The sequence below is a fragment of the Streptomyces sp. Edi4 genome (genome assembly GCF_040253615.1).
Classification (GTDB): domain Bacteria; phylum Actinomycetota; class Actinomycetes; order Streptomycetales; family Streptomycetaceae; genus Streptomyces.
Genome location: NZ_JBEJGY010000004.1, coordinates 3,739,081 through 3,758,845, shown reverse-complemented (window position 1 = coordinate 3,758,845; position 19,765 = coordinate 3,739,081). Strand labels below are relative to the sequence as shown.

The window sequence follows — 19,765 nt, the reverse complement described above, 5'->3', positions numbered from 1 at the left end:
TGCCGTTGCCAAAGAGCTCTCCGAAGTCAGAGCTTGATCACGCCCCGCCACCTCCACCCAGCGCGCAGCACCGCGACCTCAAGAGGGGTCGTGACCTGCCGGGTGTCGAACCGGAACACCACGTCGAGTCGCTTACGCCCGTCGTTTCCCAGCACGGTCCTCTTCTCCGTGAACACCGAGCGGGCATGGCCGCGTCCGTACTCCACTCTGGCGTGACCGGCGGCAGGGCTCACCCACCGCTCGTGGACGACCCGCACCTCGTGCTTCTCTGGGACCAGCCGCATGCTGATCTTCATACGCAGCCCTACCCGCTTCAGGTCGCACTCCGCCACCAAGTCGGGCTTCTCCCCGTCTCCCCCCACGCGGACGGTGTAGAGCGCGTCGGGATGGTTCAGCGCGAGCAACGCCTCACGGACCGCTGTTGCCGGTTTCTTGGTGACGTGGCTGCCGGGGACCCTCGTGCCGGTCCACTTGCTCAAAAGGCCCATGGCTGTGCTCGCGTCCCGGAGTCGGAGTGAACTGAGCGGATGAGGTCCTGGAAGTCTTCCAGGACCTCGTCGTGTTGAGCCGCGGTGGCGGTCAGAGCCAGACGGATCACCACGTGGCTCGCCGGATCCTCGATGCCCGGCAGTGACATGTACGCCTGCGTCTGGACAAGCTCGCGGTGGATGCCGTTGACGGTGGCGGAGAAGGTGAGGCGCTGAGTCAGAGCCGGTGCGCCGGCAGCGCCCGCTTCACCGCGCTGCTCCACCTCGACGCCGCCGACGGCTTCACGCAGCCGCCCGACCGACTCATCAGCGATGTCGACGAGCGTTGTCGATGACTCGGCGAGCACCTCGCCGGCGATGGTGATGTTCGCGGCGAACCCAGCATCCGGCTGCGGGTGCACTGCTGCGAAGGCCACATCCTCGGCCAGCTCGGGGCGGGCGGGAACCCAGCCCTCCGGCAATCGGAATTCGATGGGGATCGGCAGTGGTGTCGGCACCTCCTGCTCTCCTTTCTGAAGGGTTGGTCAGTCGAGCCAGCCGGTGATGGTGTCCTTGAGAGAGGTGGCTCCGTGTCCGACCGCCTTTGCCCCGTCGCCGACCGCATCGGCTAGATCGCCGGCAGATTCACTCAGCTTGTGCGGGTCGACCGTGATCTCAAACCCGAGCGATCCACCGATGAGGGGAGAAGCACCGGCATCCGCGTCAAGACGGTAGACGCCGTTGTCGTCCTTCTTCCAACCACCCCAAGCCTCGAACCCGGGGCCGGCCCACCCCTCGGCCGTTCCGCCGATCCCAATGCCGGCGACCTCGAAGCCCGTAGCGCCGCCGATCTTGCCCCCGGCGAACGCCTTCGCCTTCACCAGGACCTCTTCCTTGGTTACCTTGCCAGTGGCGCCCACTTCACCGCCCACGAAGCCGTCACCCCGTACGTACCCGCCGATCCAAGGGCCGTACTCGGCACGGCCTTCGGTCAGACCGCGCACGCCCAAGGACACCTCACCCTTGCCGACAACGCCCTGGTCGGTGAACCCGTAGTTCGCGGTGGCTCGGCCTCCGCCGTAGACGTCGCCGACCCACGCAAGCTTCATGTCGCCCTCGGTGAGGGTTGCCTTGCCGGTCTCGTGGAACACGTCCATGTACGCCTTGAGAGAGCCTTCTTTGCCGTACTTGGCTCCCGAGACGGAGAAGCCCATCTTCGGCCACCCGTCTGTCTTGGTGCTCTCGTCCTTGCCCTGGTTCTGGGCAATGTATCCGTGAGCCTGCCCGTTGAACCCGGTCACGGTGCCGTCCAAGACATCGCCGTCCATCACCACGTTCTGCAGTGCGGTCTGCACGTCCTCGTCAGCCTTGTCCGCGTCCTTGAGACACTGATTGATGACCAGCTGCCAGGAGGCGACGGTCTCATGGATGCCGTTGCGGTAATCGGGGTCGTGAATCATGGCCATGTGCTCGGCCTCGGTCAGCTTGGAGGCGTCGAAGGAGACCTCGCCCTGGTCGGAGACCTTCATGCCCGCTTTGATGGCATCGTCACAGGCGTGCTCAAGCTGCTTGCGCAGACTCGTGAACCCTGAGTGCGCTTCGCGCAGTAGCGAGGCGACGGCCGTCGCCTCGGTCTGGGCCTTCTGGAATTCCGTGAGCGTGATGTCGAACCGCTTGCTGGCTGCCTGCGCGCTGAGCCCGGTCCATGTGCTGCCCATCGTTATCCCGTGCACGTCACGGCGGTACACGCCTTCCAGATCGTGGAATTTCTTGGTCGCCATGTGCTCCCACTGCTCGGCAGCCGTGGTGAGCGTGGACAGGTCGGTCGTAAGGAACTCGTGGTAGGTCGGCATGGGGTCCCCGTTGGATACCGCGGCACTGTTGGTCGAAAGGGCAAGGCTCAGAATGAGTCGAGCGAAGACGAAGCACGGACCCCGGATCTGACCGAAGCATCCGTGCCCGTCAGCGTGGCGTTACTGCCGCGCAACGCGTCCTTCTCCGAGGACAGCCGGCGCACGAGGTTCCGCACCTGGTCACCCCAGACTGCCTGAGCCTTCGCCATACCTTTGGACATGAGCCATCCATGCCCGTCCTTGGGCCCGAAGGCCTTCACGACTTCTTGGCTGACGGTGTCGGCCGAATTTCCCGCGTCCGTGGTGTCGGGCTCGATGTGATCTTGAATGGCTTGGGCCGCAGCACGCTTCTGAGTGGGCGACGACGCCAAATCCGGTTGGCCGACCGCCGGTTGGCCCCCGCCCCCGTCGGCCGGGATCTGATTCAGACGCGTGCCGGTAGAACCGGCTGATCCTTCGGCATCTCTCACGGTTCCCCCGTCCAGTCATGGGCTCGCCAGCTGATTTGCACGTCATGTACGTGCCGTGTGTGGCACGTCCGTACGATCGCTCGAATTCGGGTCTGAGTATCTGCGGTCGGACGCGCGCCGCGAGCCCGGAACACCTGAGCCGGATCTTGGGGTGGCTCAATACGGTCGGTGCTGGTCCTGCGGGTTCGTGCTGGTCAACCGGCACGCCGGTGCGGGTCCGTACGCGGCACGGGGACGGGCGAGCTGTCCGGATATGGCCGCCTGATTCCGGCGCCGTGCGGTGGCGAATCCGGCCACCGTTGCGATGACGACGAGGTCACCTGGCCCCGCCTACGGTGCCCGGCGTTGCGGCCGGATACATACCCCAGGCATCCATCCTCGACAGTGCGCAGTTGACCCATGCCGCGAAATACGCATCCGACCAAAGGACTGTCGATCTCCGCAGGCCTCGGGAAGGGCGGTGACCAGGGTGACTCGGTCCGACAGCTCCTTCGGGGCTGGCAGTGGCAGCGCCGGTGCTGAGTCCGGCTTTGCGGGCGCCGGGGCCCGGCCCGCACGGCCGCCCCCGCTCACCCGCCCACCAGCCGCGCGAAGCGGTCCAGGTCCACGTTGCCGCCGCTGATGATGACGCCCACCCGCTTGCCCCGGTAGCGCTCGGCAAGGGCGCGGGCGCCGGCGAGCCCGAGGCATCCCGTCGGCTCGACGACCATCTTCATGCGGGACGCGAACAGCCGCATGCCGTCGACGAGTTGGGCGTCGGACGCGGTGAGGATGTCGCTCACGTGGTCGCGGATCAGCGGGAAGGGCCGGGTGCCCAGGTGCTGGGTCTGGGCGCCGTCGGCCAGGGTGTCGGGGGTGCCGATGTGCACGATGTGGCCCGCCCGCAGCGACTGGCGGCCGTCGTCGCCGGCCTCGGGCTCGACCCCGTACACCGCGCAGTCGGGCGCGAGGGCGCCGGCGGCGAGCAGGGTGCCCGACAGGAGGCCGCCGCCGCCGAGCGGCACGAACAGCGCGTCGAGCGGGCCCGTCTCCTCGAAGAGTTCCTTGGCGGCGGTGCCCTGGCCTGCCATGACATCGGGGTGGTCGTAGGGCGGTACGAGGGTGAGGCCGCGCTCCCTCGCGAGCGCCGCGCCGATCTCCTCGCGGTCCTCGCTCCACCGGTCGTAGGGGACGACCTGAGCCCCGTACCCCCGGGTCGCGGCCAGCTTGGCGGCGGGCGCGTCGTGCGGCATGACGATGGTCGCCGGGATGCCGAGCAGGGCGGCACTGAGCGCGACGGCCTGCGCGTGGTTGCCGGAGGAGTAGGCGACCACGCCGGCCCGCCGCTGTCCCGCGTCGAACCGCGACAGCGCGTTGAACGCGCCACGGAACTTGAAGGCCCCCATGCGCTGGAGGTTCTCGCACTTGAAGTACGCGCTCAGGCCGAGCTCCGCGTCGGTGAGCCGGGAGGTCAGGACCGGGGTGCGGTGGGCGTGCGGGGCGATCCGCTCGTGCGCGCGGACCACGTCGTCGTACGTCGGCAGCTGTTCCATGGCCGCCGAGCGTACGGTGAGCGAGTTACCGGGCGGGTTACGGGGCCGGGTGCGCCGGGGTCTCCGCGGGGGCCGGGGCCGGGGCCGGGGTGACGTGGGCGACCGGCGCCGCGGCGGTGGCCGGAGCCGAACCGTCCTCGCGCATCGCCTTGGTCTCGCTCTTGAGGATGCGCAGGGACTTGCCGAGCGCGCGTGCCGTGTCGGGCAGCTTCTTCGAGCCGAACAGCAGGATCAGTACTACGGCCACGATCAGCAGGTGCCAGGGTTCGAGCCCGTTGCGCAGGAACATCCCGCGGTCCTCTCTCGTTCGCGTCCTACAGCCGTTGTCGTCCGCCGGATTCTCGCCCGGCTGGGGCTGATGGCTCTTAATGAGACTTGCTACATTGCGCAACTGTACAACCAGACCGTACGACTCACCGTCTCCTCTACAGAAGAGGCGCGAATGAGGGATGAGGGGTCCGATGGCCGGGAGCCACAAAGCGGGAGCGGCAAGCAGGCGCGAGGGTGAGGAACCGGCCGCGCCGAGGCGCGGCAAGAAGCGCAGCCGCGCGCGCCTCATCGGCATCACCAGTCTCTCCGTGGTCGTCCTGGCCGTCGCGGGCGGCGGCTGGATCTACTTCCAGCTGAACGGCAACATCAAGACGTTCGACGACGGCGGCGTCTCCGCCAACCGGCCCGCGGCCTCAAGCGCGGGCTCGAACGTCCTGATCCTCGGCTCCGACACCCGCTCGGGCGACAACGCCGAGTACGGCCACGGCAAGGGCGACATCGGCCGCTCGGACACCGCGCTCCTGCTGCACGTGTACGCGGACCAGAAGCACGCGGTCGCCGTCTCCATACCCCGCGACTCCCTGGTCGACATACCCCCGTGCAAGCTCCCGAACGGCAGCTGGACCAAGGAGAAGCACAACGAGATGTTCAACTCGGCGTTCGAGGTGGGCGAGACGGTCGAGGGCAACCCCGCGTGCACCCAGAACACCGTCGAAAAGCTCACCGGGCTCCGCGTGGACCACACGATGGTGATGGACTTCGTGGGCTTCGCGAAGATGACCGAGGCCGTGGGCGGCGTCGAGGTCTGCGTCCCCAACAACGTCTACCAGGGTGACCTCAATCCGAAGCTCGGCCACAAGGGCAGCCTGATCTTCACCAAGGGCCCGCAGAAGGTCTCCGGCCAGAAGGCGCTGGACTACGTGCGCATCCGGCACGGCATCGGCGACGGCTCCGACATCGGCCGCATCAAGCGCCAGCAGGCGTTCATCGGCAGCCTGATCAAGCAGGTCAAGGGCAACGGCCTCGACCCGACCTCGCTGCTCCCGCTCGCCAACGCGGCCACCAAGTCGATGACCGTCGACCCGGCCCTCGGCTCCGCCAGCAAGCTGATCTCGTTCGCGATGTCGATGAAGGCCATCGACCTGCACAACACCAAGTTCGTCACCCTGCCCTGGCGCTACGAGGGCCCGCGCGTGGCCGTCGTGAAGCCGGAGGCGGACGCGCTGTTCGCGGCGCTGCGCGCGGACAAGACCGTGGACGGCCAGGACGCGGGCGCCAAGGGCGCGAGCCCCACGCCCGCCGCCTCCGCGTCGCAGGCGGCCCCCGAGTCCGGCAAGGGCATCGCGGTCGCCGTGTACAACGGCACCACCGCCAAGGGCCTGGCGGGCACCGCCGCCGAGTCGCTGAAGAGCGCGGGCTTCACGGTGACCGGCGCCACCACCGCCGCCACGCAGGACTACACGCACACCGTCATCCAGTACGGCCCGGGCGAGGACGCCAAGGCCAAGACGCTGGAGACGCACTTCCCCGGCGCGCTGCTTCGCCAGGGCAAGAAGCCGGGCCTGAGCGTGATCCTGGGCACGCAGTACAAGGAGAGCGCTGGGGGCGCCTCGCCCAGCGCCAGCACCCCCGCCGCGGTCCCCTCCTCCGTCGTGGACGCCGCCCGCTCGGCCGACGACAACATCTGCTCCAACCTCTCCTACGGGTGAGACGGCGCTGATACGACGCTGAGACCGCGCCCGCGCGAGAACCGGAGCAGGAGGTAAAGCGCGGGGGCGGAAACGTTATAAGGAAGGCAAAGGCGTTCGCGTCGGCGTCGCCCGGTCCTTGTGGTCCGTTCACTTACGGCTCATAGCTTCGCGGCCATGAGACACACCACCTTGAAGGTGCTCGCGGTGTTCGCGGCGGCCTCCGCGGTCGCCGCCTCCACGGCCGTCACCGCCAGCTCCACGCCCCGGCACGGGCACGGCGGCGACGGCGGCCGCGAGATCCACAACGTCATCTACCTGCTCGGCGACGGCATGGGCCGCACGCACGTCACCGCCGGCCGCGAGCGCTACTACGGCGCCCAGGGCAAGCTGAACATGGAGAAGCTGCCCTACACCGGCGCGGTCGCCACCTACGCCGTCGAGAAGGGCAGCGACCGTCCCGCCCTGGTGACGGACTCGGCGAGCGCCGCGACCGCCTGGGCCTCGGGCGTCAAGACGTACAACGCCGCGATCGGCGTGGACAGTTACGAGAAGAAGCGCGCCACGCTCATGGAGCAGGCCAAGGCGGCCGGCTTCGCCACCGGCAACGTCTCGACCGCCGAGGTCACCGACGCCACGCCCGCCGCCCAGTTCAGCCACGCGCTGCTGCGCGGCTGCCAGGGCCCCACGTACTCCGACGCGGCGTGCCTGCCCAAGAACGCCGACGGTGGCTACGAGAAGGCGCCCGCGGACAAGACGCTGATCACCCCGATCGCCGAGCAGATCGCCCGCAACGGCACCGCCGACGTGGTGTTCGGCGGCGGCCTCGCCCGCTTCGAGCCCGACGACCAGCAGGCGCTGGTCAAGCAGGGCTACCAGGTGCTCGGTTCCTTCGGCGACCCCAAGTCGCCCACGCAGAACGCCGGTACGCAGCGGGTGGCGACCCGGGCCGACCTCGACAAGGCGCGCGGAAGGAAGGTCGTCGGCCTCTTCAACCGGGGCAACCTCACCGTCGAGGCCGCGAAGGCGGCGCTGCCCGCGAACGCCCCGCAGAAGCAGGAGCCCACCCTCGCCGAGATGGCGAAGAAGTCGATCGACCTGCTCGACGGCCGCTCCCGGAAGGGCTTCTTCCTCCAGATCGAGGGCGCCCAGGTCGACAAGCGCTCGCACGCCAACGACGCCGCGCAGACGCTCGCCGAGGTCAAGGCGTTCGACGACGCGGTCAAGGCGGCCACCGACTTCGCGAAGCGGGACGGCCACACCCTGGTCGTCGTCACCGCCGACCACGAGTGCGCGGGCTTCAACATCGTCGAGAAGGGCACCTACACCAACGCCGAGGCGGCGGCGCCCCCGTCCAACACGGACTCCGGCAACCCGGCTAACAACTCCCTTCCCTCGCGCGCCACTTCGGGCGAGAAGGACCGGGCCCGCTCGGGCGGCCCCGTCAACGGCGCGGGTGCGGGCGACGCGAAGAACTTCGCCCCGGCCACCTTCCGCACCCCCGACGACCCCAAGGACGTCAAGGACGGCAGCCCCGAGGCCGGCCTGTGGCTGACCTATCTCTCCGGCAACCACACCGGCGCGGACGTGCCGATCTTCGCCTACGGCCCCGGCGCCGGCCGGTTCGCGGCGAGCCAGCTCAACACCGACCTGTACGGGAAGATGTACGGCTCGCTGTTCGGCCGCGCACCGCGCGCCTGACCGCCCGCGTCCCGCCCGCCGCACCCCGCCCGCCGCGTCCCGTCCGCCGCGTCCCGAACGTCCCGTCCGAGCACCGCACAGGAGTCGTACGTCATGAGTCCGAGCCGCATCACGGCCCCCGCCGTCCTGGCCGTCCTCGCCCTCGCCCTGGTGACCGGATGCGGCGGCGGGTCCGGCGACGGGCGGACCGAAGGGGCGGCGGAGCCCGGCCCCGTCCCCTCGGTGAGCTTCACCGCGCCGCGCCAGGCCGCCGCGCCCGCCGCTTACCAGAAGCTCACGCGGGGTGAAGTGCGCCTGGAACAGGGGCCGTTCAGCGATCGCGTGAAAGTCACGGGGGCGGCGATCGGCGCGCGGTCGACGGTGACCGGGCACCTCGCCGTCACCTCGGACGTCAGCGAGCTGATCGCCCTTGAGCTGCGCGCCGCCTACTACGACGCCGACGGCAAGCTCCTCGGCACCGGCTCCTACCACTACGCCGAAGAGGGCCACGAAGGCCACGAGGGGCAGGAGGGCCACCAGGGGCAGGGGGCGCGCGGGGCCGGCCAGGTGCCGCCTGCCGAGGGCGCGGGCATCGACTTCGAGATCGTGCCCGCGTCCCTGGGCGCCACGCCGGCCGGCGCGGTGCTCTCCATCCCCGTACTGGTCAACGAGTAGGCGGGGTGCGACCCGCCCTGTTCGGGGGCGGGTTCAGACCCGGGCGGCCAGCGCGCTGAGCTCTTCGTCCAGATGCGGGCCCGCGTTCCAGCTGCCCACGCCGATCTCGGCGGTGATGCCGGGCCCGAATCCGGCGATGAGGCCCCGGGCGCCGTCGTCCATACCGCCCTCGTCGAAGAGCCGGGCCAGCGCGTCGAAGACGACCGAGCTCGCGATGTTGCCGCGCTCGGTGAGGGTGCTGCGGCTGAAGCGGAACATCTCCGGGCCGAGGTCGAGGAAGTGGCACAGGTCGTCCAGGATGCGCGGCCCACCCGCGTGCACGATGTAGAAGTCGAGCGCGCCGACGTCCCAACTGTGCTGCGCCACAAGCGTTTTGAGGGCGGGCGCCAGCATCTCCATGGTGCCAGGTACCCGCTTGTCGAGCTGGAAGTGGAAACCCGTATCGCGCACCGCGTAGGAGATCCAGTCCTCGGTGTCCGGCACCAGGTGGGAGCCGTTGCGCTCGATCCGCATGCCGACGCCGCCCTCACCGCGTACCACGGCGGCCGAAAGGGCGTCCCCGAACAGGCCGTTGGAGAGCAGCGAGCCGACCCCGATGTCGGTGGGCTGGTAGAGCAGCGAGCAGAACTCGCACGACACGATCAGCACGTTGGAGCCCGGGTAGGCCGTGATGAAGTCGTGCGCCCGGTTGATCGCCGCGCCGCCCGCCGCGCAGCCGAGCTGGGCGATGGGCAGCTGGCGGGTGTCGGAGCGGAACCCCATCGTGTTGATCATCCAGGCGGTCAGCGAGGGCATCATGAAGCCCGTGCACGACACATAGACGATCAGGTCGATGTCGGCGGGCTCGACCTCGGCGTGGGCGAGCGCCCGCCGCACCACGTCGGGCACCCGCCGTTTGGCCTCTGCCTCGTACATCCGGTTGCGGATCTCGAAGCCGGGGTGGGCCAGCGTCTCCTCGAGCGGCTGGACGAGGTGGCGGGTCAGGACGCCGGTGTTCTCGATCAGGCGCAGGACAAGGCCGAGTTGGGGGTGGTCGGCGTGGGTCTCGCGGGCGATCGCCAGGGTCTGTTCCTGGGTGATGACATGGTCGGGTACGGCGACCGCCGGTCGGCACAGGGTGGCCATCTAACTGCCCTTCAGTTGGTGGGGGTCGGTCACCAGGCGACCGGAAGGCTGAGCGGGTGGCGCCAGATGGAGTGGGTGTTCCACGGCACGTCGGTGGGGGCGCCGGCCAGGCGGAGGCCGGGGAAGCGGGTGAGCAGGGAGGTGAACGCCACCTCCAGTTCCATCTGGGCGAGCGGGGCGCCGAGGCAGTGGTGCGCGCCCCAGCCGAACGTCATGTGCGGGACCGCGCCCCGCTCGAGGTCGACCTCGTGGGCCCGGTCGAACTTGAGGGAGTCGCGGTTGGCGGTGAGATAGGAGACGTGGACGATGTCCCCGGCCCGGATGAGCACCCCGCTCAGCTCGATGTCCTCGGTGGCGACCCGGGGGATGCCGACGCCCTTGCGGAACGGGATGAAGCGGAGCAGTTCGTCGAGGACCAAGGGGAAGCGCTCCGGGTGCGTGCGCAGGCCATCGAGGATGTCCGGCCTGGTCAGGAGCGTGTATGCGATGTTGCCGAGCTGGTAGGTGGTGGTGTCCTGGCCGGTGATGAGCAGGACCATCGCCATCACGGCGAGCTCCTGGTCGTCCAGGAGTTCATCGCCGTCGCGGGCGGTGGCGAGGGTGGAGATCAGATCGTCGCCGGGGGCACGGCGGCGGGTGGCGGTGAGGTCGGTGAAGTACGCGCGCAGTTCCGCCTTGGCCCGCACGGCGGCCTCCCGCCCGGCGGCCCCGATGTTCATCATGGTCAGCGCGTGGGCGCGCAGCCAGTCCCGTTCGCCGTCCGGGATGGCCAGGACCTCGCAGATGGTGACGAGGGGGAGCGGCGCGGCGATGTGCTCGACGTAGTCGGCGGGTGAGCCGTGCGCTGCCATCGTGTCGAGGAGTCCGTCGACCACGCGCTGGGTGCGCTCGCGCATCCGCGCCACGTGCTTGGGGGCGAAGCTCTTGGCGACCAGGCTGCGCAGCCGGCTGCTGGCCGGCGGGTCCATGAGGTTGATCGACTCGTCCTGCACGATGGGCTCGGGCGTCATGCGCGGAAAGTCCCGGCCGATGACGGCGCTGCGGCTGAAGCGGCGGTCGGTGGTCACCGTGCGCACGTCCTCATAGCGGGTGACGAGCCAGGCCTCGCCCTCCCCGTACGCCATCCGGATCCGGGCGACCGGCTCCTCGGTCAGCATCCGCTGGAGCTGTGGGTCGAATTCGAGTGCGTCGGCGTAGTCGAAGGGGCAGCTCCACACGGTGTCTGTGGTCTCCACGAGGCGAACTCCGGGGTGTCAGGGACAGGCTGGACGGGTCACCAGCCGTGTATCCCCGGACGCCGTCATGGGCATGTCCGTGAACAACCTAATTAACCGATTAGAGGGAGAGCCGCCCGGCGCGCGTCCCGTCACCGGGCGCCCCCGCGCGCGCCGTCTCCCGTGGGGTACGAGGCGGGGGTGTTCGGCGACCCGGTCGAGGAGCGGGGCGAGCGCGGCCGGTGAGGTGATGGTGCCCGGGGCGGGCGCGGTCAGCTCCGTACGGCCGAGCAGCGCCTGCTTTCGCGGCCCGGCCGGCATCAGCCGTGGGGCGGGCGGGAGGAGGGGGCCGTCGGGGCGCACGTATCCCATGTGGGCCAGGCGCCGCGATCCGGGCGGTGGGGGAACGGGCGCGCTCGCGCGGCAGCGGGCCGACGGCTTCGGCGGGGCCGGCACTCATGGGGCTACGGTCCCGGGTGCCCGGGCGGCGCACGCGGAGCTGCGCGAGAGCGAAACCGGTGGGGTTTGCGCGAGTCTGAACCCTGGTTCAGCGGGCGGGTCCCTCCGGCCGGGCGTACGTACCGAGGCGCACCCGGGTGATGCCGCTGATGCAGCGCGCCCCGCAGCGGTCGGACGGCACCACCAACTGGGCGCCCGCGCCGTCGAGTCGGGCGCCGTCCAGTGCGGTGGCGAGCAGGACCGGCGAGTCGCCGAAGTCCTCGTCGATCTCCGCCCAGGACAGCACCGTGGTGTGACCGTCCTCGCCGGTGACCTCCAGGAGGAAGCGGGAGCGGTCCTTGCGTCGGGCGGGGTCGAAGCCGGGCCCGGCCGCGGTGACCACGTCGCGCAGCAGCGGCCCCGTGAAGGTGTGGGCCCGGGGGCCGCTGGTCGCGCAGTCGAAGGTGACGGCGGCCGTGCGCTGCGGCCAGCGCTCACGCAGCTCCGCCACGCTCAGCAGGGCCGGCCGGTCCACCGCACCCACCACCGCCACGTGCCGTTCCGCGCCGCGTTTATGCGTCATACACAGAGTATGGCTCGCGTTTGCGTTTTTGCGCCGCCCCGTGCGCGCACCTCATTGGAGCCGGCCCACTGGCCCCGCACCCCCGTCCGGCCGCACCTTCAGACCTGGTCACCCTCAGACCTGGCCTGGTCACCTCACACCTGGTCGTCCACCAGCTCGCGCGCGCGGAGTCCCGCCTGGAACCGGGAGGTGGCGCCGAGCGCGTCCATCACATCGGCGACCCGTCGCCGGTACGTACGCAGCGACATGCCGAGGTGCCGGGCCGCCGCCTCGTCGGTGTGCCCCGACCCGAGCATCCGCAGGATCCGCCGCCCCTCCGGGCCCAGCGCGGCGGGAGGCCGACGCAGATGGTCGTGGAGGTCGAGAGAGGTCGTCCACGCGGCGTGGACGAGCGTCCTGAGACCCGCGACGACATCGGGCGAACGGATCACCGTGTACGTGCGGGCGCCCCGGCTGGGGACGCCCGCGAGGATGGCGACGCGCCGGTCGAGCACGATGGTCTCCTGGACCAGCGGCGCCGGGGAGATCCGGATCTGCGCGCCCCTGGCGGCCATCCTGGTCAGCCGCAGCTCGGCGCGCGCGTCGGCAAGCGCCTGCGGGGTGTAGAGCTTGCGCAGGGCCACGCCGCCCGGCTCGGTGGTGGGGCGCAGCCCGGCGGCGAAGGCGGTGCGCACCCCGGCCGACCAGGTCACCGGGTCGGCGGCGGCCACAAGGAACTCCCGCCGTGCCCCCGCGAACAGATGCCCGGCCCGGTCGATGAGCGCGCGCTCGCCGTGGAGGGTCACGATCGGTTCGTCGTTCATGGTCCGGCCAGTGTCCGGGGCACGGGAGATCGGGTCAACGCGCGGCGGCGGCACGGGGGGAGCGGGCGCCCCACCCGCCGCACCCATCGCTCCGGCCTGTTCCGCGAACCGCTTTGACCTGCCACGCTGTTGCGATGACAGAGGTGTTCTTGCGGCGGCTGTCGCGATGGCAGGCCGAGCAGCAGCGGGAATCCGTCGCGGATCTGTACGTGGCGGCCTACGAGAACGTGCCCTCCGCGCCCGGCGCACCCGGCATGCCGGGCGGGTTCCTGGGCCGGGACGGCTTCCTGCGCCGCTTCGCGCAGGATGTGCAGCGGCCCGGCTTCGACATGGTCATCGCGGGGGACCCGTTCCTGCTCGGCTGCGCGTACGGCTACCCGCCGGGCCGCGAAGGCGAGTGGTGGCACGGTTTTCGCGGGGCGGCGACCGACGGCGACGAGGAACTGGCCGCGTCCGACCGGGTGTTCGCGCTCGCCGAGCTCATGGTGCTGCCCACCCGCCGCCGCGCGGGCGTCGCCACCCGCCTGAAGGAAAGACTCCTGGAACGCCAGGAGGCCGACCTGCTCACGGCCCTGATCACGCCCACGAACACGGCGGCCGCGGCGGCCTTCACGTCCTGGGGCTGGACCCGTTCTCCCCAGCCCACCCCCACCCCACCCCTGACCGCCTGGACCCACCGCCCCAGCCCCTGAACCCGGCCCCCAGGGCTTCGGAGAGCCGTCAGCGATCAGTCCGCTCGTGGGAGGCGGGGCCCGACATGTTGAAGGTGAGGGCGGAGACGTCCCGGCTCTGGACCACGGTGGCGCCGCTTTCGACGTTGCCCCCGATGCTGTTGTGCACGTCGCCGCCCGAAGAGCCGGCCTGAGCCCGTTGCCACCACTGGTCCAGCAACGTGCGGAACTCGCCGTCCAGGGCCGCGCGTACACCGAGGGCAGTGGCCAGCGCCTGAGCGCGCAGTGGGTCGGCCGGCTCTCCCTCCAGCGCGGCGACTTCGAGTTCGCCGGAGCTGATCAGGGGTGCTGTGGCGTCGTCCGCCCCCTGCGTCGCGGCACGCCCGAACGGCCGCCGTACCAGCGCGACGAGTCCTTGCCATGCGTGACGTCCCGCTTCGCCGCCGACTCCGCCGGCCAGCGCGGCGAGGGCCGCTGCGGTGGCGGGTCCATACTGGGCTCCCTCGTTGGCTGTGTCGGGCGACGGATCCCCTCAACCTTAGGCCGAACGTCCCGCAGAGGGAGCAGTTCCGCTACGCCGGGTCCGGTCTCCGCCCCCCACGGCGTCCGGATCGTACGCGTCGTCATGTCCTTTGTGAGCCACCACTGTTGGGGCATGGCGTGCCGCTGTGCTCTCGGTGTCCGACGCGGCGAGGAGACGAGGATCCGGCCCAGTGTCGGATCACCGACCACGACAGCACGGGACTCCGTCGCGGGGCCGTTGGTCGCCCGCGAAGACCGGTTCCTGATCGTGGCGGGCTCGGAACCCCTCCCTCCTCGCCCCGGGTCCAGTACCGTGACTACGGGCTGGAGATCCCGGGAGGCGGTGGTTCGTGAGCGTGCAGGACGGTCCGGAACGCCCGGGGCAGCCAGGGATCAGGAATGACCTCTCCGGCAGTGTGCGGGGGCAGCTGGCCCAGGCCGGCGTCGTCCACGGCGGCATCACCTTCAACTACCACCACACGGGGCAGGAGACGGCGGCACCCGACCGACGTCCCGACCAGGTCCCCCGGCCGCCGCGTGGCTTCGTCAACCGCCAGGAGCCGCTGGCCGAGCTCGACGGCTTACTCGCGTACGGCGGCTCCGCCGACTGCCCGATCGGCGTCTTCAGCGGGCTGCCCGGGATCGGCAAGACAGCCGCTGCCTGCCAGTGGGCCCACAACAACAAGCCGCGCTTCCCGAGCGGACAGATCTTCATCGACTTCGCGGGCCTGCGCGGCGGCACCGGCGGGGACGTCTCCGAAGCCCTTGCCATCTGCTTGCGCGCCCTCGGCGTGGGCGACCAGTACCTCCCCGCGGGACTCGCCGACCGTACGGCTCTCTACCGGGACCTGTCCGCCAAGCACCAGATGCTGGTGGTACTGGACGACGTGACGCATCCGGCACAAGTGAAGGCCCTCGTCCCACAAGGGCCCGGCAGCGCCGTACTGGCGACCAGCACATGGCGCCTCGGTGAGCTCGTGCTCGACGGCGCGTCCCTGTTCCAGCTCGAAGTCCTCGGGACCGACAGCTCACTGGAGCTGCTGTCGGTCCTCTGCGGTCCCCGACGGATCGCCGACGAAGCCGAGGCCGCGGCCCGGTTGGCCGACCTCTGCGGCGGCCTGCCGCTCGCCCTGCGCATCTGCGGTGCGCGGCTGCTCACACAGCGCCGCCTCACGATCGGCGCGCTGGTCACCGAACTCTTCGACGAGCAGAGCCGCCTCAGTCGCATCGCCGTGTCCTCACCCCACGAGGAGCGCACCGTGTCCGCAGCCCTCGAACTCGCCTACCGGGACCTCCCCGAGTCCGCCGCCCACGTGTACCGGGTCCTCGGCCTGCTGCCCGGCCTGAGCTTCGACACCGCCGTCGCCGCGGCGGCCGCCGGGCCGGACACCGCGGACCGGGTCCAGGAAGCCCTGGACGTACTGGAGGCCGCGAGCATGCTCGCGGTAACGGAAGACGGCAGGTACACCCTGCACGGCCTGGTCCGGCTGCACGCCCGGGACACCGCCCGCGCCCTCGACCCGGCCGACGCGGAACGCGACACGGTCCGGCGGGTGGCCGGTCACTACCTCGCGCTGACCGTCGCAGCGGATCTCGCGGTCCGGGCCGATCGTCTCCGGATCGTCCGACTCGCCCGTGACGCCGGTACGTCAGGCCCCGGCACCGGCGGGCCGTTCGCCGGGGGGACCGACCCCGGCCGTGACGCCATCAGCTGGCTGGAAGCCGAACGCGCCAACGTCCTCGCCGTGCTGCGGGCGGCAGCCGCCTTCGGGCTGGACCGCACCGTCTGGCAGACGGCCGAGGCGTTCACCGTGCTCTTCCTCCACCACCGGCACCTCGCGGACTGGCGGGAGTCCCTTGAAATGGGCGCCGAAGCGGCCCGGCGGGACGGCAACGCGGCTGCGGAGGCCCGGCTGCGCAGCCTGCTGTCCCGGCCACTGCTCGACCTGGGGCGGGACGAAGAGGCCAAGGCACAACTCGACCTGGCCGAGCAGCGCGCCGTGGAGTCGGGACACCTGGTGCTCCAGGCCTCGGTTCAGGAGTTCCTGGGCCGTTACTGGGACGTGCACGACCCGGCCCGGGCGGTGGACGCGTACCGGATGTCGCTCGCCCTCAACGCCGAGGCCGGGGAGAAGCGCGGGGAGGCTCTTGCCCGCCATTTCCTGGGCTGCGCGCAGAGCGCGACCGGTGATCATGCGGCGGCCCTGACCGCTCTCGACCGGGCTCGGGAGGCATTCCTGGCCCTGGGCGACGGCCGGATGGCGGCGCGGTCGCTGGCCGACACCGGCCGGGTCCTGGCCCGTACCGGTGCGCGCGCGGAGGCAGCGGGCGCCCTGTCCAGGGCCGCCGACGACCTGCGCGCCGCCGGGGCCTCGCACTATGAGGCCCTTGCCCTGGAGGACCTGGTGGACCTGCTGGCCGACCCGGTGCAGGTCAAGAGCTGCCTGCGCCGAGCGCTGGCGGTCTACGAAGAGGGCGGCAGCCCCCGCGCGACGGCGGTCCTGGCCCGGCTCGCAGCTGTCGGCTGATCCGTCGCCGGCGGCACCGAACGGAGCAGTAGCCGCTGCCGTCGCGCGCCGTGAGCCACGAGCACAGTGGTGTCTTCGAGGGGGAGATCGAGCCGAAGGCACGCGTAGACCACTGCGGCGGCCGTGCCGGGATCGGTACCCGCCCCCTCGGCGCCACGGACGTGGATCAGCCGCCCGTCGCGCATCCCGACGGTGCAGCCGGCCACACCGGGCAGCGCCGCGATGCGGGCTCCGGGGAAGTCGTTCAGGAGGGCAACGACGCGCTGCCGCCCCGCCTCCGTGGCAAGGACCTCCGAGGCAAGGACCTCCGAGGCAAGGACCTCCGAGGATGAGCAGATGACCGCGGCGCTCTCGATGAGACGGGTATCCGGCTCGTCGACCTCGCAGGCCAGGTGCCAGAAGGCGGTGTCGGTCTCAGCCGTGCCCTCTGCCAGCGCGGCGGGGAATCGGCGTATGTCCACCAGGAGTTCGCCCCCGGCGTCGCGCGTGACGGAGGTGTTCACCATCAGGGACCGGGCCATTCCGGCGTCCGGGGCCGGGACCGGGAAGGCACGCGGACCGCGGCCGGGCTGGTGCGGCTGGTTGGGCTGCGTCGGCGGCGTCGGCGGCGTCGGCGGCTTCGGGTGCGTCCGCTGCTTCGGGTGCGGGAGTTCGAGAAGGTCGTAGACCAGCTCACGGAGCTTCGGCAGCGCCTGGCCGGGTTCGGCGAAGGCCGCCGCGGTCACCGCGGCGTACCGGTCCGGTCGGTGGTCGGCCACCGCCGTCGCCACCTGCGCGAGCAGCGGCCGGTCCGCGTCCAGCCGTCCCGCTGCCGTGCGCAGCGCGCTCCCGGCCGTGCCCGGAACGGCCTCCGACCCGAACGCGCCGAGCAGTACGGGGCGTTCGAGCGCCGCCCCGTACAGGGTCACGGACCCGTGGTCCCCGATGACTACGTCCGAGGCCACCAGGGCTTGCTGCCAGCCGTCCGTGGGATCGGCGACGATCAGGCCGGCCTCCAGGGCGCTCTGCTGCACGACCCGGATCTGCCAGGCACCGTGGCCCGCCCAGACGTTCGGGTGCAGCACCAGCGCCACCCGGAACTCGTCCGCCGGCAGCTGGGACAGCAGGTCGGCCGGAAGGCCCGGCCACGTCCCGGCCAGCGACTCCTCGCCCCAGGTCGACGTCACCAGGACCAGCCGCTGGCCGGGCCGCACGCCCAGGGCGGAGCGGTAGCGCCCCCGCCACCGCACGCTCGCCTGTAGCCGGTCGAGACACGGATCGCCGACCAGCACCGTGCTGCCAACGGTGCCGGGATGGGCGGCGGCCAGCTGGGACTCCTGGTCCGGGTGGGAGATGGCGAGCCGGGCCCGCCCGGCCGCCAGCAGGTCATCGTGGACCAGTCCGGACAGGCGGGTGCCCGGGCCGGCGGAATCGGGGACCTGCTTGTGGAAGCCGACCCCGTGCGGGAGCACCAGGACCGGGTAGTCGCCGGGCGGGACCTTGATGTTCTCGGAGGCGGAGACGAGCAGGTCGGGCTCGATCTCGGCGAGCTGGGGCCAGGGGAGAGTGCGACAGCCCAGCGTCCGGAGCAGGTCGAGAACGCCGTTGTTGAAGGCGGAGGTGGGGTCGTATGCGAAGACGATGGCGATCCGCGGGTCGTCGTGGACGATCTCGGGTACCACGTCGAGTACGCGTACCAGCGACGTCACCGTCCGTGCGGCGACCACGATCGTGCGTTCGCCACCGAAGGTCCGCCAGCGTGCGGCGTCGCGCCCCACCGGGACGAGAATGCGCTCGTCGGACTCCATCGCGTACCTCCGCCCGAGGGCAGGATCGCACACAACCAGGTCAGACGGCCTTTCGGCTCCCGGCTCCCGGCTCCCGGCTCCCGGCTCCCGGCTCCCGGCTCCCGGCTCCCGGCTCCCGGCTCCCGGCTCCCGGCTCCCGGCTCCCGGCTCCCGGCTCCCGGCTCCCGGCTCCCGGCTCCCGGCTCCCGGCTCCCGGCTCCCGGCCAGCGTTTAGCACGCCCATGGCTGATCGGCAACCGTTCCACCACCTTCGTTCCGCGACAGGCTACTTGCCCTTCGGGCGCTGACGCAGCGGAAGCCGCTATTCGTTCAGCGACTTGGCGGGTCCCCGCAGGGGGCCGTGGGTTTCGGCCCTTCGGCGGTGGTCGACGACCGCGCGGTCGCCCCTCTGGCGGGTCGTCGGCGCCATACCAGAGGGGCGGCAGCCTTTCGATGGCGCGCCTATTGATCTCGGATCCGGCCGACCCGCGCCTCCCGGGAGTGGGAGCGCTGACGGTGTAAGGCCAGACCACGCCGCTGACAACGCCCGTCGTTCCAGGCGCAAGCCGCGCGACTCGCCCGGGTCACCTCAGGAGTGAGGCCCGCTCAGGACGAGAACCGGCATGCCCGCGTAGCGCGTGGTGTGTGCCGAGGCTGGCGACGCCCACGTCGCCTACCAGACTGCACCGTCTCCCTATTTTTGGAGCGCTTCAGATGACGACCGAGACCGGCACGAATAGCGATAACTCCAACCAGCGGACGTCTGGCTCTGCCGCGGCCCAGCCGGACAGCAAGGAGCAGCGCGACCGCGTCGTCCCGGCGGCCGAGTACGCCTGGCTCCAGGCGGCGGCCGAGCTCTACGTCTTCGCCGAGCAGCGAGGGCTTCGACTGCTCCGCGCCGACGGCCCCAACAGGCAGCTGCTGACGCAGGCGATGGTGGTCGACAGCGTCCTTCTCCTCCCGCCGGGCCGGCACCCGAAGGACGTTCTGCAAGACGTCGGGCGCGGGGCACTCGCCCGGCCCCACTGACACGACGCCATGGAAACCGCTCGGCACCCGCCAACGGCTCGCCCGATCCGGCTCCGAGCTCACGACCCTCTCCCTGGCTCGTCGGCGAGCACGGGTGCCCGAGTCGGCGTGGAACTCAACGGACTGTGAAAGCCGGCCGATGCGGTCCCGCGCCCTGCAGGGAGTCTACGAAGCAACTGCGCCGCATGCTGACGGCGTTGGGCGGCCCGGCGGGCGTGCTGCTCGGGGAGGACGCGCAGTCCTCCGCACCCGGTTGACGGGGCCATTGGTTGCCCTGCGGCGGTACGGCGAGCGCCTGCTATGAAGCGCCTCCTGCTCGGTCTGTCCGTGCGGTGGGGAGAAGCGCTCGACGCCCGGTTCGCGATGTGCTCCGCGTCGCCGGTGCGCGTGCTCAACGGGCTCTGCAATCGCGCAGGACCGCTCTCCACGGCGTTACCTAGACCCAGTTGGG

The 19,765-nt window shown here is 71.1% G+C and carries 17 protein-coding genes; 6 read left to right on the top strand and 11 right to left on the bottom strand.

Annotation, left to right across the window (positions count from 1 at the left end; translation table 11 throughout):
• Positions 1 to 26: 26 nt before the first annotated feature.
• The 6 genes from ABR738_RS19095 to tatA form a co-directional block, all read right to left on the bottom strand.
• A complete protein-coding gene (locus ABR738_RS19095) occupies positions 27 to 479 on the bottom strand; it encodes a hypothetical protein (RefSeq protein WP_350231194.1) in 453 nt (150 codons plus the stop codon).
• A complete protein-coding gene (locus ABR738_RS19090; protein WP_350231193.1) occupies positions 476 to 985 on the bottom strand; it encodes a hypothetical protein in 510 nt (169 codons plus the stop codon). Before ABR738_RS19090 ends, ABR738_RS19095 begins: the two co-directional genes overlap by 4 nt.
• A 27-nt stretch (positions 986 to 1,012) precedes the next feature.
• A complete protein-coding gene (locus ABR738_RS19085; RefSeq protein ID WP_350231192.1) occupies positions 1,013 to 2,320 on the bottom strand; it encodes a hypothetical protein in 1,308 nt (435 codons plus the stop codon).
• 47 nt (positions 2,321 to 2,367) lie between these two features.
• The gene (locus tag ABR738_RS19080) at positions 2,368 to 2,790 is read right to left on the bottom strand and encodes a hypothetical protein (RefSeq protein WP_350231191.1); all 423 of its coding nucleotides are present in this window, start codon (positions 2,788 to 2,790) and stop codon (positions 2,368 to 2,370) included.
• A gap of 569 nt (positions 2,791 to 3,359) precedes the next feature.
• Positions 3,360 to 4,322 (bottom strand): threo-3-hydroxy-L-aspartate ammonia-lyase, encoded by a 963-nt coding sequence (locus tag ABR738_RS19075; RefSeq protein WP_350231190.1) that lies wholly within the window; start codon positions 4,320 to 4,322, stop codon positions 3,360 to 3,362.
• A gap of 37 nt (positions 4,323 to 4,359) precedes the next feature.
• Positions 4,360 to 4,611: a Sec-independent protein translocase subunit TatA gene (gene tatA / locus ABR738_RS19070; protein ID WP_350231189.1), complete on the bottom strand. Its 252-nt coding sequence runs from the start codon at positions 4,609 to 4,611 to the stop codon at positions 4,360 to 4,362.
• Positions 4,612 to 4,783: 172 nt separating this feature from the next.
• On the opposite strand from tatA, the gene ABR738_RS19065 reads away from it, so the two are divergent.
• The 3 genes from ABR738_RS19065 (at position 4,784) to ABR738_RS19055 (ending at position 8,635) form a co-directional block, all read left to right on the top strand.
• Positions 4,784 to 6,301: an LCP family protein gene (locus ABR738_RS19065; RefSeq protein WP_350231188.1), complete on the top strand. Its 1,518-nt coding sequence runs from the start codon at positions 4,784 to 4,786 to the stop codon at positions 6,299 to 6,301.
• A 156-nt stretch (positions 6,302 to 6,457) separates the two neighbouring features.
• A complete protein-coding gene (locus ABR738_RS19060; RefSeq protein WP_350231187.1) occupies positions 6,458 to 7,981 on the top strand; it encodes an alkaline phosphatase in 1,524 nt (507 codons plus the stop codon).
• A 93-nt stretch (positions 7,982 to 8,074) separates the two neighbouring features.
• Positions 8,075 to 8,635: a hypothetical protein gene (locus ABR738_RS19055; protein WP_350231186.1), complete on the top strand. Its 561-nt coding sequence runs from the start codon at positions 8,075 to 8,077 to the stop codon at positions 8,633 to 8,635.
• Between the two features lie 33 nt (positions 8,636 to 8,668).
• On the opposite strand, the gene ABR738_RS19050 is transcribed toward ABR738_RS19055, so the two are convergent.
• From ABR738_RS19050 to ABR738_RS19035, 4 genes are all read right to left on the bottom strand, one after another.
• A complete protein-coding gene (locus ABR738_RS19050) occupies positions 8,669 to 9,760 on the bottom strand; it encodes a type III polyketide synthase (RefSeq protein ID WP_350231185.1) in 1,092 nt (363 codons plus the stop codon).
• 29 nt (positions 9,761 to 9,789) lie between these two features.
• The gene (locus tag ABR738_RS19045; protein WP_350231184.1) at positions 9,790 to 10,995 is read right to left on the bottom strand and encodes a cytochrome P450; all 1,206 of its coding nucleotides are present in this window, start codon (positions 10,993 to 10,995) and stop codon (positions 9,790 to 9,792) included.
• A 526-nt stretch (positions 10,996 to 11,521) separates the two neighbouring features.
• The gene (locus ABR738_RS19040) at positions 11,522 to 11,995 is read right to left on the bottom strand and encodes a molybdopterin-dependent oxidoreductase (protein ID WP_350231183.1); all 474 of its coding nucleotides are present in this window, start codon (positions 11,993 to 11,995) and stop codon (positions 11,522 to 11,524) included.
• 134 nt (positions 11,996 to 12,129) lie between these two features.
• Positions 12,130 to 12,798, bottom strand: a complete 669-nt coding sequence (locus ABR738_RS19035) for a helix-turn-helix transcriptional regulator (RefSeq protein ID WP_350231182.1) — start codon at positions 12,796 to 12,798, stop codon at positions 12,130 to 12,132.
• Between the two features lie 134 nt (positions 12,799 to 12,932).
• Between ABR738_RS19035 and ABR738_RS19030 the strand changes: the two genes are divergently transcribed.
• Both ABR738_RS19030 and ABR738_RS19025 read left to right on the top strand, forming a co-directional pair.
• Positions 12,933 to 13,490, top strand: a complete 558-nt coding sequence (locus ABR738_RS19030) for a hypothetical protein (RefSeq protein ID WP_350231181.1) — start codon at positions 12,933 to 12,935, stop codon at positions 13,488 to 13,490.
• 851 nt (positions 13,491 to 14,341) lie between these two features.
• Positions 14,342 to 16,519 carry an NB-ARC domain-containing protein gene (locus ABR738_RS19025; RefSeq protein WP_350231180.1) on the top strand — a complete coding sequence of 726 codons (2,178 nt, stop codon included), beginning with the start codon at positions 14,342 to 14,344 and terminating at the stop codon, positions 16,517 to 16,519.
• Here the strand turns inward: ABR738_RS19025 and ABR738_RS19020 are convergent.
• Entirely contained in the window at positions 16,456 to 18,306 is a 1,851-nt protein-coding gene (locus ABR738_RS19020) for a hypothetical protein (RefSeq protein ID WP_350231179.1), read from the bottom strand. The two genes, ABR738_RS19025 and ABR738_RS19020, sit on opposite strands and share 64 nt — an antisense overlap.
• 693 nt (positions 18,307 to 18,999) lie before the next feature.
• On the opposite strand from ABR738_RS19020, the gene ABR738_RS19015 reads away from it, so the two are divergent.
• A complete protein-coding gene (locus ABR738_RS19015) occupies positions 19,000 to 19,314 on the top strand; it encodes a hypothetical protein (protein ID WP_350231178.1) in 315 nt (104 codons plus the stop codon).
• Positions 19,315 to 19,765: the final 451 nt, after the last annotated feature.

Coding starts and splice junctions, on each gene's coding strand:
- ABR738_RS19085 (WP_350231192.1), bottom strand. CDS start 2,320: ATGCCGACCTACCACGAGTTCCTTACGACCGACCTGTCCACGCTCACC.
- ABR738_RS19075 (WP_350231190.1), bottom strand. CDS start 4,322: ATGGAACAGCTGCCGACGTACGACGACGTGGTCCGCGCGCACGAGCGG.
- tatA (WP_350231189.1), bottom strand. CDS start 4,611: ATGTTCCTGCGCAACGGGCTCGAACCCTGGCACCTGCTGATCGTGGCC.
- ABR738_RS19065 (WP_350231188.1), top strand. CDS start 4,784: ATGGCCGGGAGCCACAAAGCGGGAGCGGCAAGCAGGCGCGAGGGTGAG.
- ABR738_RS19060 (WP_350231187.1), top strand. CDS start 6,458: ATGAGACACACCACCTTGAAGGTGCTCGCGGTGTTCGCGGCGGCCTCC.
- ABR738_RS19055 (WP_350231186.1), top strand. CDS start 8,075: ATGAGTCCGAGCCGCATCACGGCCCCCGCCGTCCTGGCCGTCCTCGCC.
- ABR738_RS19050 (WP_350231185.1), bottom strand. CDS start 9,760: ATGGCCACCCTGTGCCGACCGGCGGTCGCCGTACCCGACCATGTCATC.
- ABR738_RS19040 (WP_350231183.1), bottom strand. CDS start 11,995: ATGACGCATAAACGCGGCGCGGAACGGCACGTGGCGGTGGTGGGTGCG.
- ABR738_RS19035 (WP_350231182.1), bottom strand. CDS start 12,798: ATGAACGACGAACCGATCGTGACCCTCCACGGCGAGCGCGCGCTCATC.
- ABR738_RS19030 (WP_350231181.1), top strand. CDS start 12,933: ATGACAGAGGTGTTCTTGCGGCGGCTGTCGCGATGGCAGGCCGAGCAG.
- ABR738_RS19020 (WP_350231179.1), bottom strand. CDS start 18,306: ATGGAGTCCGACGAGCGCATTCTCGTCCCGGTGGGGCGCGACGCCGCA.
- ABR738_RS19015 (WP_350231178.1), top strand. CDS start 19,000: ATGACGACCGAGACCGGCACGAATAGCGATAACTCCAACCAGCGGACG.